This window comes from Roseburia faecis (assembly GCF_001406815.1).
Lineage (GTDB): Bacteria > Bacillota > Clostridia > Lachnospirales > Lachnospiraceae > Roseburia > Roseburia faecis.
The window spans coordinates 42,343-56,211 of the sequence record NZ_CVRR01000082.1 but is presented as its reverse complement, the minus strand read 5'-3'; the positions used below and the strand labels follow the sequence as shown (position 1 = coordinate 56,211).

At 43.6% G+C, this 13,869-nt stretch carries 16 protein-coding genes; 2 read left to right on the top strand and 14 right to left on the bottom strand.

All coding sequences use genetic code 11. The features are described from left to right. Positions 1 to 6: 6 nt before the first annotated feature. The 7 genes from rplV to rpsJ all read right to left on the bottom strand — a co-directional run bounded on the left by rplV (position 7) and on the right by rpsJ (position 3,784). The gene (rplV, locus tag M72_RS15200) at positions 7 to 393 is read right to left on the bottom strand and encodes a 50S ribosomal protein L22 (RefSeq protein ID WP_055068825.1); all 387 of its coding nucleotides are present in this window, start codon (positions 391 to 393) and stop codon (positions 7 to 9) included. Between the two features lie 30 nt (positions 394 to 423). Beyond that, positions 424 to 705 (bottom strand): 30S ribosomal protein S19, encoded by a 282-nt coding sequence (gene rpsS / locus M72_RS15195; protein ID WP_012741331.1) that lies wholly within the window; start codon positions 703 to 705, stop codon positions 424 to 426. Between the two features lie 16 nt (positions 706 to 721). After that, the gene (rplB, locus tag M72_RS15190; RefSeq protein WP_055068824.1) at positions 722 to 1,564 is read right to left on the bottom strand and encodes a 50S ribosomal protein L2; all 843 of its coding nucleotides are present in this window, start codon (positions 1,562 to 1,564) and stop codon (positions 722 to 724) included. A 125-nt stretch (positions 1,565 to 1,689) separates the two neighbouring features. Beyond that, positions 1,690 to 1,989: a 50S ribosomal protein L23 gene (rplW, locus tag M72_RS15185; RefSeq protein WP_055068823.1), complete on the bottom strand. Its 300-nt coding sequence runs from the start codon at positions 1,987 to 1,989 to the stop codon at positions 1,690 to 1,692. Beyond that, positions 1,989 to 2,609, bottom strand: coding sequence for a 50S ribosomal protein L4 (rplD, locus tag M72_RS15180; protein WP_055068822.1), 621 nt, complete (start codon positions 2,607 to 2,609; stop codon positions 1,989 to 1,991). The genes rplW and rplD overlap by 1 nt, the downstream gene beginning before the upstream one ends. Before the next feature lie 28 nt (positions 2,610 to 2,637). Continuing rightward, positions 2,638 to 3,321, bottom strand: a complete 684-nt coding sequence (gene rplC / locus M72_RS15175) for a 50S ribosomal protein L3 (protein ID WP_022045827.1) — start codon at positions 3,319 to 3,321, stop codon at positions 2,638 to 2,640. 145 nt (positions 3,322 to 3,466) lie between these two features. Then, a complete protein-coding gene (gene rpsJ, locus M72_RS15170) occupies positions 3,467 to 3,784 on the bottom strand; it encodes a 30S ribosomal protein S10 (protein WP_022045826.1) in 318 nt (105 codons plus the stop codon). Positions 3,785 to 4,203: 419 nt separating this feature from the next. On the opposite strand from rpsJ, the gene M72_RS15165 reads away from it, so the two are divergent. Then, positions 4,204 to 5,094 (top strand): class I SAM-dependent methyltransferase, encoded by an 891-nt coding sequence (locus tag M72_RS15165; RefSeq protein WP_055068821.1) that lies wholly within the window; start codon positions 4,204 to 4,206, stop codon positions 5,092 to 5,094. On the opposite strand, the gene M72_RS15160 is transcribed toward M72_RS15165, so the two are convergent. After that, positions 5,081 to 6,406 (bottom strand): MATE family efflux transporter, encoded by a 1,326-nt coding sequence (locus M72_RS15160; RefSeq protein ID WP_055068820.1) that lies wholly within the window; start codon positions 6,404 to 6,406, stop codon positions 5,081 to 5,083. The genes M72_RS15165 and M72_RS15160 overlap by 14 nt on opposite strands. A 132-nt stretch (positions 6,407 to 6,538) precedes the next feature. On the opposite strand from M72_RS15160, the gene M72_RS15155 reads away from it, so the two are divergent. After that, on the top strand, positions 6,539 to 7,417 hold the full coding sequence (locus M72_RS15155) for an AraC family transcriptional regulator (RefSeq protein WP_055068819.1): 879 nt from the start codon (positions 6,539 to 6,541) through the stop codon (positions 7,415 to 7,417). Here the strand turns inward: M72_RS15155 and M72_RS15150 are convergent. From M72_RS15150 to trpS, 6 genes are read right to left on the bottom strand one after another with little or no spacing between them, the layout of a single operon-like run. Next, positions 7,414 to 8,355, bottom strand: coding sequence for a magnesium transporter CorA family protein (locus M72_RS15150; RefSeq protein ID WP_055068818.1), 942 nt, complete (start codon positions 8,353 to 8,355; stop codon positions 7,414 to 7,416). The two genes, M72_RS15155 and M72_RS15150, sit on opposite strands and share 4 nt — an antisense overlap. Before the next feature lie 51 nt (positions 8,356 to 8,406). Further along, the gene (locus M72_RS15145) at positions 8,407 to 9,504 is read right to left on the bottom strand and encodes a DHHW family protein (protein ID WP_055068817.1); all 1,098 of its coding nucleotides are present in this window, start codon (positions 9,502 to 9,504) and stop codon (positions 8,407 to 8,409) included. Positions 9,505 to 9,525: 21 nt separating this feature from the next. Next, positions 9,526 to 10,689 (bottom strand): DHHW family protein, encoded by a 1,164-nt coding sequence (locus M72_RS15140; protein ID WP_055068816.1) that lies wholly within the window; start codon positions 10,687 to 10,689, stop codon positions 9,526 to 9,528. 13 nt (positions 10,690 to 10,702) lie between these two features. After that, positions 10,703 to 12,136 (bottom strand): MBOAT family O-acyltransferase, encoded by a 1,434-nt coding sequence (locus M72_RS15135; RefSeq protein ID WP_022045027.1) that lies wholly within the window; start codon positions 12,134 to 12,136, stop codon positions 10,703 to 10,705. A gap of 1 nt (position 12,137) precedes the next feature. Next, positions 12,138 to 12,599 (bottom strand): DUF4358 domain-containing protein, encoded by a 462-nt coding sequence (locus M72_RS15130; RefSeq protein ID WP_141652767.1) that lies wholly within the window; start codon positions 12,597 to 12,599, stop codon positions 12,138 to 12,140. Positions 12,600 to 12,618: 19 nt separating this feature from the next. Further along, positions 12,619 to 13,707 (bottom strand): tryptophan--tRNA ligase, encoded by a 1,089-nt coding sequence (trpS, locus tag M72_RS15125; protein WP_022045029.1) that lies wholly within the window; start codon positions 13,705 to 13,707, stop codon positions 12,619 to 12,621. Between the last annotated feature and the right edge of the window lie 162 nt (positions 13,708 to 13,869).

Here is a 13,869-nt window from a genome sequence, read left to right as displayed (position 1 = left end):
TGCCTCCTATCTTTCATCGAGCACGATTGTAATGTGGCTCATTCTCTTTTCGATTCTATAAGCTCTACCCTGTGCACGAGGATGAATTCTCTTCATTGTTGGTCCCTTATTTGCGTAGCACTCTGCTACATAAAGGTTTTCTGCCTTCATTCCGTTATTGTTCTCAGCGTTAGCGATTGCTGACTTTAATAACTTCTCTACAACGCTTGAAGCGTATCTTGGGTTGTAGGATACGATTGCAAGTGCAGTCGCAACATCCTTACCACGAATTGCATCTAATACGAAGCAAGCCTTCTGTACTGACACTCTAGCATAAGATAACTTAGCTGAAGGTCTTGTGTCCTTTACTTCGTTTCTCTCTCTCTTGATCTGGGATCTATGTCCTTTTGCCATGGATGAAACCTCCTTCCACTAAATATTATTTTATCTCACGCCTGATTTCTTTTCGTCTTTTCCATGTCCTCTGTAAGTTCTTGTTGCAACGAACTCACCGAGCTTATGTCCAACCATGTCCTCTGTAACATATACCGGAACATGCTTTCTTCCGTCATGAACAGCGATTGTGTGTCCAACGAAAGATGGGAAAATAGTAGAACGACGGGACCAGGTCTTAATTACGGACTTGTCTCCGGAAGCGTTCATAGCATCTACTTTTTTGAGTAAGCTCTCATCAGCAAATGGTCCTTTTTTAAGTGAACGTGCCATTTCATAAACCTCCTAATTATTTGATAGCTCTACCGTCTCTTCTTCTTACGATAAGCTTGTTAGACTGCTTGTTCTTCTTTCTGGTCTTTAAACCAAGTGCAGGCTTGCCCCATGGAGTACATGGTCCTGGACGACCTACCGGAGCCTTACCTTCACCACCACCGTGTGGATGGTCATTAGGGTTCATAACAGAACCACGAACTGTTGGGCGGATACCCATGTGACGCTTACGTCCAGCCTTACCAATATTTACGAGGTTGTGGTCACCGTTTCCGATAACACCGATTGTTGCTCTACACTGAATTGGAACCATTCTCATCTCGCCTGAAGGAAGACGAAGTGTTGCATACTTTCCTTCCTTAGCCATCAGCTGTGCGCTGAGTCCGGCAGAACGTACTAACTGTCCGCCCTTACCTGGCAGTAACTCGATGTTATGGATCTGTGTACCAACCGGAATATTCTCAAGTGGTAAACAGTTTCCAACTCTTACCTCTGCTTCTGGTCCGTTCATAACCTTCATACCGTCGGTTAATCCTGCAGGAGCAAGGATATATGCTTTCTCACCATCTGCATAGCAGATCAGTGCGATATTTGCTGTTCTGTTCGGATCGTATTCAACACCGATTACGGTTGCCGGAATACCATCTTTTCTTCTCTTAAAGTCGATGATTCTGTATTTTCTTCTGTTTCCACCACCCTGGTGTCTAACTGTGATTTTACCCTGATTGTTACGACCAGCGTTCTTCTTTAAAGAAGTTGTAAGGGATTTCTCAGGAGTTGTCTTAGTGATCTCAGAGAAATCAGAACCAGTCATATTTCTTCTGGAAGGTGTATATGGGTTATATGTCTTAATTCCCATTGTTTTTCTCCTTTCGATGTTTTCATTATCGTGTCATCGCTGACACATAGTTCGTGGTGCATCTCTGATGCATCACCTACGCACTTGCTTGCGAAGCAACTCTTATGCAAGTGCTCCTTGTGGAATTATAATCCAGCGAAGATCTCGATATCCTTGCTGTCCTCTGTTAACTGAACGATTGCTTTCTTTGTCTTAGCAGTCTTTCCTGTTACCATTCCACGTCTTCTGTTCTTGCCTTCACAATTCATTGTGTTGACCTTGGCAACCTTTGTTCCCTCGAACATTCTCTCTACGGCTTCCTTGATCATAGTTTTATTTGCATCCGGATGAACAAGAAATGTATATTTCTTCTCAGCCATTGCATTCATACTCTTCTCAGTTACTACTGGTTTGAGGATTACATCATAATACTGTACGTTTGCCATTATGCATACACCTCCTCGATTGTTGCAAGAGCAGCCTTTGTAACAACTACCTTGTCATACTTTAATGCATCAAATACATTCAGCTCGTTTGTCTGAGCAGTCTTAACAGTTGGAATATTTGCTGCAGATGCGATCACGTTTGTGTCCATGTCGTTTAATACAACAAGTGCCTTCTCAACTTTCAGATTGTCCATAACCTGTACGAACTTCTTTGTCTTAATTTCATCTAATTTCAGCTCATCAACAACTACGAACTTGTTCTCTGCTACCTTAGAAGTCAGAACAGACTTTAATGCAGCTCTCTTCTCTTTCTTGTTGAGCTTGAATGAGTAATCTCTTGGTACCGGAGCGAATACAACTCCGCCGCCTGTCCACTGTGGAGAACGTGTAGATCCCTGTCTTGCATGACCGGTTCCCTTCTGTCTCCATGGTTTTCTTCCGCCACCGCGAACTTCAGAACGTGTCTTAGCCTTCTGTGTTCCCTGACGATTATTTGCAAGCTGCTGAAGCACAGCCATATGAACTAAATGCTCATTAATTTCTACGCCGAAAATGGAATCGTTTAATTCGATAGAATCAACTTCTTTACCTTCCATATTATAAACAGCTACTTTAGCCATCGTAAAGTTCCTCCTTTCTTACTTTGCACTATTTACCAGACTTTGTGGTCTCTTTTACTGTGATGAGAGCTTTCTTTGCTCCTGGGACAGCACCCTTGATCAGCAGTAAGTTGTTCTCTGCGTCAACTCTTACAACTTCAAGATTCTGAGTTGTAACTTTTACGCTACCCATGTGTCCAGGCATTCCTTTTCCCTTGAATACACGGCTCGGAGAAGAACATGCACCGTTAGAACCCTGATGACGATGGAACTTAGAACCATGAGCCATCGGTCCTCTGTGCTGACCTAATCTCTTAATAGCACCCTGGAAACCTTTACCTTTTGAAATAGCAGTAACATCAACCTTGTCACCTTCTGCGAAGATGTCAGCTTTGATTTCATCTGCTAACTTATACTCGTCTGCGTTCTCAAACTTGAACTCGCGAACGAATCTCTTACCAGATACACCAGCTTTAGCGAAGTGACCCATCTGAGCCTTGTTTACGCCATGTCTGTTGCGAATTTCTTTCTTTCCGTTGGCATCTTTGTTAACAGTCTTTTCTTTCTTGTCAACAAATCCAACCTGAACTGCACTGTATCCATCGTTGTCTACTGTCTTAATCTGAGTAACAACACAAGGACCAGCCTGTAATACAGTAACCGGCACTAATACGCCGTCTGCATTGAAGATCTGTGTCATTCCGACTTTTGTTGCTAAAATCGCTTTCTTCATTGTTTAACCTCCTGTTTTCTACAGCGGAACGCCTCTTGCCCACCTGCTGATCTGCAGTGGAGTAGCGGAACCGTTCATCCTAGAGCAGCCATATCTATATGAAATAACTAATCAGGACTTACGAAATAATTTGTCGAAACAGTTATTATTTCTGTTTCATTTTAATATCGATGTAAACACCTGCTGGCATCTCAAGACGTGATAAAGCATCAACAGTCTTCTGAGTTGGTGTAACGATATCAATCAGTCTCTTATGAGTTCTCTGCTCGAACTGTTCACGGGAATCTTTGTACTTGTGAGTAGCTCTAAGAATTGTAACTACTTCCTTCTTAGTAGGAAGAGGTACCGGTCCGCTCACCTGTGATCCGTTCTTCTTTACAGTCTCGATGATTTTCTTTGCTGATGAATCAACTAATTCGTGATCATAAGCCTTGAGAGTGATTCTCATTACTTGACTTGCCATAAAAAAAGTCGCCTCCTTTTCGCACTTTGTAAATAGTACGACAAGCGGTGACTGTACACTTCTCCGTGTGTGTCCTGCGGTACATCTTTGATGTATCGCCCCATTGTCAGGCGATTCGCATTTTTTCACACGTTGTTTCTATCTTTGATAGACCATATTGTTTGTACAGTGACTTGTCGTCAGTTTCCTAACTTGACATTCGCTCCACGGAAAACCTGCCACATAGGCAGCAACCTCACGTTTCACAGCTATCATGCCACAGCAATTGATATTATACATGGTCTTTTCCAAAAAAGCAAGAACTTTTTTTATTTTTTCTTTTACGTTTTTTCGCCCCAAAATTTAATGATTGATTATTTTTTCTATTTTTCATATAATGTTACTGTTTTATACAGATGGAAATCAGGAGGATATGATATATGTGGTTAGCAGATCAATGGAATGACTATGAAGTGATCGATTGTTCAAAAGGTGAAAAGCTCGAACGCTGGGGAGATTATCTTCTCGTCCGCCCAGATCCCCAGGTAATCTGGGATACTCCGAAAAAAGAAAAAGGATGGCGCAAAATGAACGGCCACTACCACCGCAGTTCCAAAGGAGGTGGAGAATGGGAATTTTTCCAGCTTCCAAAAGAATGGACCATTCAATATTCCCTGCCTATTAATAAGAAGTTAACGTTTCATTTAAAACCTTTCAGTTTTAAACATACTGGATTATTTCCGGAACAGGCTGCCAACTGGAACTGGTTTTCCCAGCTCATTGCAGACGCCGTTTCCAAAGGACGCCAGGTTAAGGTTCTTAATCTTTTCGCCTATACCGGTGGGGCAACACTTGCGGCCGCTGCGGCAGGTGCAAGCGTAACCCATGTAGATGCATCCAAAGGCATGGTCACCTGGGCAAAAGAAAATGCAATTTCTTCCGGTCTGAAAGATGCCCCGATCCGGTGGCTGGTCGATGACTGTGTCAAATTTGTAGAGCGGGAAATCCGTCGTGGGAACCATTATGATGCCATTATCATGGACCCGCCGTCTTACGGTCGCGGACCAAAAGGGGAAATCTGGAAAATAGAAGAGAGCGTTTATCCGCTCATCCAGCTCTGCAGCCAGATTTTAACGGACAATCCGCTCTTCTTCCTGATTAACTCATATACCACCGGTCTGCAGCCGGCAGTTCTTTCCTATATGATAAGCACGGTGCTTGGCACCGCCAATGGTACAGTCACCGCCAGCGAGATCGGTCTTCCGGTTTCCTCCAACGGACTGGTTCTTCCATGTGGTGCCAGTGGGCGCTACGAAGCTACCGGGATTTAACCAATCCCTTTTCTTTCCACTTTCCGCTCTTCCAGCGAAGGTACATGCCAACGGCACGGACGCATTCATCACCAGTCATACCGATGTATGCGCCCACGGCCAGAAGGCCCAGACGGATTCCAAACAGATACGTTCCCCCAACTGAACACAAAATCATAAAGCAGGCACCCATCACTACCGGGAATACGGCATCCCCACTTGTCTTTAATGCCTGTCCGTACACCAGATTGGTTACACGGCCTATCTCAAGTACGATGTCAATTGCCAGAAGTTTACCGACAAGCGACACCATCTGCGGATCTTTGGAAAACAGCTGCATAATCCAGCCGGAACAAAGCGTAAACACCGTCTCCAGAATAACTGCAACAATCACTCCGATCACCGCTGCTTTTTTCGTTCCACGGTCACACGCATCATACTCTTTCGCACCGATATGCCATCCCGTCATAATTGCATTTGCCTGTGCAAGTGCCGCACCTACACAATAGGAAAAATTTGTGATCTGCATTGTGTAGGAACGCGCTGTCACATTAAGCCCCTGTGCATCCATCTGATTCAGGAAACGGATCACCAGCGTCATGGAAACGTTATAGATCGCCGTCTCGCATGCGGACGGAAGCCCGATACGGATGATCTGTCCCATCACTGCCCGGTTGCTCTCTCTCTCCGGATGCTGTTTTGCTTTCACCAAAACAGCACCAAGCAGTACAACAATCACCAGATTGATGATGCGTGAGATCACCGTGGCGGTAGCAACACCCGCTACCCCTTTGTGCAGTACAAACAGGAAAAATGCATTCAGGCAAAAATTAATAACATTACCGATAATGGATGCATACAACGGTTCCTTCGAAAAACCAAATGCCCGAAGATAACTCGAGCAGATGGGAATCAGTGCATTTAAAATACAAAATCCGCCCACGATCTGCAGATAAGTTTTCGCCGGCTGCATCAGCGCATCTGCCACACCGACCCCAGAGAGAATGGTCCCTGCACCGAGTGATAAGAACAGAGACATTATTACGCCAAGCGCTGCATTAAATACCAGTCCAAGCTGTCTGGCCTGATATGCCACCCCCGGCCTGCCCGCCCCGATATTCTGCGTCATGACGGCCACCATTCCGGAGGAAATCACAGAAAACATAATAATAAAAATCCCTATATATGTATTCGCAGTTCCCACCGCCCCTACCGCCTGATCATTTACAGACGAAAGCATCAGGGTATCAACCATTCCCGAAAGCATATACAAAAGTGTTTCCAGACAAATGGGAATAAAAAGCTGCGTTAAATTTTTTCTCCTCTGTTCCATTTATGGTATCTCCTTTCTTTCGTATTCATTTTATGCCCTTTTTTCAAAAAATGCTTGCATTTTATCGCCTTATAATTGCATTATTTCTACTTTTCCATTATAATTTAGGAAACTGACAGAAGGAGGGACTTCATGTATCCGGAACTCAAGGAAAACCGTCCGCACGGCACAGACAATTACCCCTATACACAATATCACATGCACAATATTTTCCATGCTTTTCAGATTCCCGTACACTGGCACGATGAGCTTGAAGTTATTTACACGAAAAAAGGACCTTTAAACCTCCTGATTGACGGGAAAGAATATACTGCTGAGGACGGTTCGGTCTATTTTGTTGCTCCGGGGCAGCTTCATCTGATGGGATCGGCAGCCGGGGATGTCGACTACTACACCCTCCTGTTTCCTCTCGAATTTATTTCGTTTCAGTCGGATGATTCTTTGGAACGGGAACTTTTCTTTCCCCTGCGGAACCACACTCTCTCCTTTCCCTGTAAACTTCCAGAGGATCACGACACAGCAGCAAAGGCATCCGTTCTGCTTGATCAGATCATCAACGCCAACTCTGACCGTATTGCTGCGAACCAAAAAAACGGATACCAAAACCAGCTTGGCACCCGCATTCTTCTCCTGAAACTTGTGCTTCTTATGGCAGAACAGGATCTGTTTTATCCCAGCCATACCAAAAGCACCAGCAGTCTCCAGAAAGAGTTGTTATCTTATATTCAGCAAAATTACTGTTTTCGCATTTCTCTGCACGATCTCGCCGGACATTTCCATATGTCCGAAAAATATATCTCCCGGTATTTCCGGGAACATTTCCAGCTTACGCTCTCGCAGTATATCACGTACCTGCGGTTATCCCACGCAAAGCATCTGCTGGAAACCACAAGTCTCTCCATCACAGAGACAGCACTGCAGAGCGGCTTTCCAAACGTAAGCTATTTTATCCGGACATTTAAAAATACTTTTCATGTCCCACCGCTGCAATACCGCAATTCAATCCGCTAGAGGATACGCTTCTTTCGCAGAAGAAGCAGGATAATCACACAAATGATCACCATAATTCCGATGATAATAGCAAATCCGTGCGCAGTATTGGCAAACGGGACCCAGTGCTCGTTGACATTCATACCGTAAATTCCGGAAATAACCGTAGGAATCGCCATAACCAGCGTGATGACTGTCAGCGATTTCATGATGGAATTCATCCGATTATCGATGACCGATGACAGCAATTCCCTGGTACCGTTTATGATGTCACGGTAAATACTTGTCATCTCAATTGCCTGCTGGTTCTCTACGATTACATCCCCGAGCAGTTCCTTATCCTCCGGATACTGCTCCAGCCGCTTGTATCTTGTCAGCCGGTCAAGCACTACTCCGTTGGCACGAAGGGATGTCGCAAAGTAGACCAGTGTCGATTCCAGTTCATGCAGCGCAATCAGATCCACTTCCTCCGTATCATCCCCGACACGTTCCTCGATCTCCGTACGCATCTTGTCGATGATACGAAGATCACTCTGATAAAGCACCGCAATCCGGTACAGGATCTGATAGACAAAACGAAGCTTTTTTTTCGTGCTGAATTCCCGGACACGGTTATTCAAAAACGCCTGAAGAACCGGTGTATCCTCCGTACAGACTGTAACGATCTCACCCGATGTAATCAGAATACCAAGCGGTATGGTCGTATACGATTCTTTTTCATGACGGATCTCGATCGACGGGATATCGACCAGAATGAGAGTATAACCATCCTGTAGTTCGATACGGGAACTCTCCTCTTCATCGAGTGCGGCCAGCACATCTTCAACATCCATATCCAGAGCATCCGCGACCATCTGTCCCTCCGCGACACTGGGGTTTACCATCTGCACCCATACGCCATCCTGAATTGTCGGTTCTTCATGAATCTTTCGGTCATCTGTTCTGTAATATTTAACCACCGGATTCCCCTCCTTTCGTATCGTCTGTACGGAATTATTTACTGTAATGTATTATAGCACTCTGTATAACTTTCCTACCAGACTTTTATTGCGAATCATGGAAAGATTATTCAAAAACAGCACATCATTCACTTTCTTGTCCTGTGCAAGTTTACTGATACTTCCTGTCCAATAACGGTAATCCACGACATACACCGTCTGATAATGATCAACCAGAAATGGAATAAATGCATTTCCGAACGATTCTTTTACAACAATGCAGGAACTTCCATCCGACAGATCCTTGTTCTCAATTTCCGTGTATGGATTATCACTTGCAATAAACGTACTGTATTTCAGTCCCGCATTGTAATTCGAAACATCATAAATTACCGGCCAGTCATATTTTTTGCCATCCGATGCCGTCACATGGCATATGCTCTCAGCATTTGGGTAATATGCTGTCACAGTATCCGGATTCGCCTTCAGCTTTGCATCCGAAGTATCATTATAAAAAGATCCCAGAAATCCGTCAAAATCCTGTTTTTTACTATATGCATCCAGCGATTCCGGCGTAATCCCTTTTGCTTTACAGAATTCCGTATATGCGTAATAAGCACCAAGTGTCGTCCAATGATGATCCGTCCGAAAATATTCATACTCCGTCCGATGCTGCATAAGCACGTCATATACGTCCACGTTTTTTACATGTTTATCCATTTTTGCCTGGATCTTCTGCATGGCGTCATGCTGATCGGAAGACGAGATTTTGTCTTTCAGATTATCCGGAAATGTAATTCCCGAACTGAGGGGAATGACAAGATCATACACATCCGATTTTCCGGCCAGAGTATCCGCTACCTTATTTACACTTTTTGCATAATTGTCTGCTACTTTGTCCAGATATGTGTATAACTCATATGCTGTATCATCCACTGTCACAACGCTTTTGTAATCTTTTATTTTTCCATCCGAAGTGATGGACGGATATTTTGTTTCCTCTTCCACTTCCTGCGTGACATCCTGTGTGGAATCCTGTGTGCTTTTCTGTGTTGTGGTCTCTGTTTCTGTCTTATCTATTCCTTCTTCCTGCCTATTCCCGCAACCCGAAAACACCGTTACGGCAAGTATGGCAGCAAAGATTATTTTACTTACTCTCTTATAAACCATTTATCTTACCTCTTTTCCATTTTAAATTCTTCCGACCAGTTTATACAGATTCCGGTCTGAAATAAAATTTGTAATATTATAGAGAACGAGTACATCTGTAATCTTATGTTCTTTCATATATTCCTCTACATTTCCATTATAATACCGTAAGTCAATCATGGTAATCTGTCCATAGTTTTCTGTTGCAAACGGCACAAAGGTGTTTGCAAACGAATCCTTGATGACGAGCAGATTGCGATCCTGATGTCTGGCATGGTCTGATACAATCTGTACCGTTCCGTAATTATCTCCGAAAAAGTATTTATATTTATCCTTTTGACTCAGCTGCGCTGTATCGTAACAGCTGTCCGTCTGTTTCTTTTCATCAATTGTCAGACTGCAGTCACTTCCGTATGCCTTCTGCTTCGTATCTCCATACGTCCAGATACTGTCATATGCCGAATCCGCATCCAGTATTTTGGAATACAGGCTTCCACGGAATTTTTTGGTCGCAACCTGTTTTTTCAGATCAGCCAGCGGCGTGCTCTCCATCCCGGTACTGTCACACCATGTTTCATAGGCAAGGTAAGCGCCCTCACTCGTCCAGTGATGATCCGTTTTGTAATAGATATAATCCTCATTATGGGAAAGTAGTTTTTCCCTCACATCTGTCACACGACAGTCCTTCATCTGTTTTTCAATTTGGTCAATACACTTTGCCTGATCAAACAGCCGTGCATGTGCCGGAAGTTTATCGGCCATTACCAGCCCGGATGACGGGACAAGCAGAAAAGATATCCGGTCCTTTTCTACATTTTCAGAAGCTTTTGCGAAAAAATTCTGCACCGCTTTCACATTGCGGGCAATCTGTTTTTCATCCACATCTTCCGGTGTGATTTTTTCAAAATCATAGCCGTCTTTTCCCACATAAGCCCCTCCGATATCTGTGTCTTTGCAGGCTTTCTGAATTCCGGTTTTTACCGTGATCCATCCATCGCGGAAACAGATCTGATCCCTGAGATAATTTTCAAGACTATCCTGAAATTTTCCACTCAATATATTGTCAACCGTCAGTCTGGGCGGTTCTGCCAGATATCTGTTTTCATTCGGTGAGAACTCACGATCTTTCATCAGCAGGCTTTCACCGGATACCAGCGCAAGAAACGCAACAAAAATGACAATCATTGTCACTCTGATTTTTTTCAATGATCTATGCCTCCTAAAAACGGAAATATAAAAACGGATTGTAACTGTCCCCTACCAGAAACGCAAAGGACACCAGCAAAAACACAACCATGAGAACCGGCTTTGCTATAGTCCATCCCTTCGACGTTGCAATCGCATCGTAAACGGTAGCATCCTTTCCCTGCTTTAATCTGCGCATCCAGACACGGTAATCAATAGATGCCGCGATCAATGCCACCAGAAGTACCGCATTACTTCCAAGGAAATATAAGAAATCAGAATCCGCAACTGCCACATGTCCGATTCCAAACATTGTCTTTAAATATTCTCCCAGCTGGTGAATATCCGTCTGTGCAAAAATTGTCCATCCAATAACCACGAGAAACATGCTGTAGATATGCCCGATCCAATTTGGAAGTTTATCCAGCCATTTAAGCAGGAACAACTTTTCAATCATCAGAAGCACACCATAATACACACCCCAGAGTACAAAATTCCAGTTTGCCCCGTGCCACAGACCGGTCAGCATCCATACAACCATAATATTAAACAGCTGCCGTACCAGACCCTTACGGTTTCCCCCAAGCGGAATGTATACATACTCGCGGAACCAGGAACTCAGGGAAATATGCCAGCGTCTCCAGAATTCCGTAATTGTCTTTGACATATACGGGAAATTGAAGTTTTCCAGAAAATAAAATCCAAACATTCTGCCCAGTCCGATCGCCATATCCGAATACCCCGAAAAATCAAAATAAATCTGAAAACTGTATGCAATTGCACCAAGCCATGCCGTAGCCACCGACATGTGATTCAGCTGTGAAATGGAATTCCACAGACTTCCGATCTGATTTGCCAGAAGCACTTTCTTTGCCAGACCCACGGAAAAACGAAATGCTCCTTCGGAAAAATCTTCCAGCGTGACTTTTCTGTGCATGAGTTCTTTTTCCACCGTTTTATACTGCACAATCGGTCCTGCAATCAGCTGCGGAAACAGGGTTACATAGGTTGCAAATGTAAGGATGTTTTTCTGTGCTGCAACCTCCCCGCGATAAACATCAATCGTATAGGACATTGTCTGAAAGGTATAAAAAGAAATTCCAATCGGAAGTGCTATATGCAGCAGCGACAACCCTGCCCCTGTAATGGAATTGATACTCCCGATAACAAAATCCGTGTACTTAAAAAACCCGAGGATGGCAAGGTTTCCGCACAGATCAACGATCAGTGCGGCTTTTGCTTTCCCCGGACAGTTTTTGTTTTTAAAGTGCTCGATCAACCGCCCATTCGCATAATCAAATACAATTGAAAACAGCATGATTAATACATAGACCGGCTCTCCCCACGCATAAAAGACCAGACTGAAAACCAATAAAACAAGGTTTCTAAGCCTTGCCGGACAGAGATAGTACAGCAATAATACGATCGGTAAAAACGCAAGTAAAAATACAAAACTACTAAAAACCATTTTATTTAAACGCCTTTTCTATAATTTCTTTTGCCTGATCCGAATCCCCGGACACACACAGAACCACATACTGATTTTTCTGCTCCAGCACCGCATTTCCAATCCGTTTTGTCTCTTCCGGCACATAATCCTGGAAAGAATCCGCCTGATCATCAAGATATTTCTGGACATCTTCCATGGTTTCTTTTGCCTGATTTGAATCTTTTGCGGTAAAAACACCTACCTCTTCTGCCGTAGAACCGCTTCCGGCATACATAACAGAATCAACATCTTCCGGTAAATCTACAAGCATTGAAATTTCATCCGCTGTCAGTTCCTTTAATGTATCATCATATTTAATCTCTGTTGCAAGCGATTTTGCAAGAGCCTGCGCATCAATTGTCTTTGCTTCCCCACCGCACCCTGCAAATAAAAGTACTCCTGCTGTCAGTACTGCCAGCAGTCCTGTCTTTTTCATCATCATATTTTCCGATCCTTTCTTTTTATACACCCTGATATTTCTCACTCTGTACACGAATCAGTTCTTCATCATCAAAATAATTGATTTTCATCGCCTGTTTTACTTCAGAAAGTGTCTGTGCTGCAACTTCACGCGCTGCATCACTTCCTTTTTTCAGAATTTCATATACTGCCGGAATGTCTTTCTCAAATTCTGCCCTTCGCGCACGAATCGGAGCCAGCTCTTCCTGAATGACGTTGTTCAGGAATTTTTTGATTTTTACATCTCCAAGACCGCCTCTGGTATAGTGTTCCTTTAATTCATCCAGATTATGATATTCCGGGAGATATTCTTCAAAATGCTCCGGTTTGCTGAAGGCATCCAGATAGGTAAATACACAGTTTCCTTCCAGATGTCCCGGATCAGAGATCTGAATATGTGTCGGATCCGTGTACATACTCATAATCTTTTTTTTGACATCACTTTCCGTATCTGAAAGATAAATACAGTTCCCCAGGGATTTGCTCATCTTCTGTTTTCCATCAATTCCCGGCAGACGCATACATGCCTCATTCTCCGGAAGCAGCACATCCGGCTCCACCAGCACCTCATCATAAATGGAATTGAATTTACGGACAATCTCCCTTGTCTGCTCAATCATTGGAAGCTGATCTTCTCCCGCTGGTACAACCGTTGCCTTAAAAGCAGTAATATCTGCTGCCTGACTGATCGGATATGTAAAAAATCCGACCGGAATACTGGTCTCAAAATTGCGCATTTTAATTTCTGACTTAACAGTCGGATTCCGCTGCAGCCTGGAAACAGTTACCAGATTGGCATAGAAAAAAGTAAGCTCTGTCAATTCGGAAATCTGTGACTGGACAAACAATGTGGATTTTGCGGGATCCAGCCCCGCGGACAAATAATCCAATGCCACCTCAATGATATTCTGACGCACCTTCTCCGGATTATCAAAATTGTCGGTCAGCGCCTGTGCATCCGCAATCATAATAAAAATCTTATCAAACTCTCCCGAATTCTGTAATTCCACTCTTCTTCGCAGAGATCCTACATAGTGTCCCACATGCAGTCTTCCTGTCGGGCGATCTCCGGTTAATATAATTTTTGCCATCTCTATGCCTCCTGATTTTTCTCAGTTACTATATATTTTCGTGTTATTTTTCTAATTTCATTCATACACTGTCAACTGTAGCAAATCCACGTTGCAATGTCAACGGATGTTGTGTTAAAATAAGAATGAATTAAGATATTAAACTTCGTCAATTTAAGGAGG

Coding starts and splice junctions, on each gene's coding strand:
- rplV (WP_055068825.1), bottom strand. CDS start 393: ATGGCAAAAGGACATAGATCCCAGATCAAGAGAGAGAGAAACGAAGTA.
- M72_RS15130 (WP_141652767.1), bottom strand. CDS start 12,599: ATGATGATGAAAAAGACAGGACTGCTGGCAGTACTGACAGCAGGAGTA.
- trpS (WP_022045029.1), bottom strand. CDS start 13,707: ATGGCAAAAATTATATTAACCGGAGATCGCCCGACAGGAAGACTGCAT.
- rpsS (WP_012741331.1), bottom strand. CDS start 705: ATGGCACGTTCACTTAAAAAAGGACCATTTGCTGATGAGAGCTTACTC.
- rplB (WP_055068824.1), bottom strand. CDS start 1,564: ATGGGAATTAAGACATATAACCCATATACACCTTCCAGAAGAAATATG.
- rplC (WP_022045827.1), bottom strand. CDS start 3,321: ATGAAGAAAGCGATTTTAGCAACAAAAGTCGGAATGACACAGATCTTC.
- rplD (WP_055068822.1), bottom strand. CDS start 2,609: ATGGCTAAAGTAGCTGTTTATAATATGGAAGGTAAAGAAGTTGATTCT.
- M72_RS15145 (WP_055068817.1), bottom strand. CDS start 9,504: ATGGTTTATAAGAGAGTAAGTAAAATAATCTTTGCTGCCATACTTGCC.
- M72_RS15135 (WP_022045027.1), bottom strand. CDS start 12,136: ATGGTTTTTAGTAGTTTTGTATTTTTACTTGCGTTTTTACCGATCGTA.
- M72_RS15165 (WP_055068821.1), top strand. CDS start 4,204: ATGTGGTTAGCAGATCAATGGAATGACTATGAAGTGATCGATTGTTCA.
- rplW (WP_055068823.1), bottom strand. CDS start 1,989: ATGGCAAACGTACAGTATTATGATGTAATCCTCAAACCAGTAGTAACT.
- M72_RS15155 (WP_055068819.1), top strand. CDS start 6,539: ATGTATCCGGAACTCAAGGAAAACCGTCCGCACGGCACAGACAATTAC.
- rpsJ (WP_022045826.1), bottom strand. CDS start 3,784: ATGGCAAGTCAAGTAATGAGAATCACTCTCAAGGCTTATGATCACGAA.
- M72_RS15160 (WP_055068820.1), bottom strand. CDS start 6,406: ATGGAACAGAGGAGAAAAAATTTAACGCAGCTTTTTATTCCCATTTGT.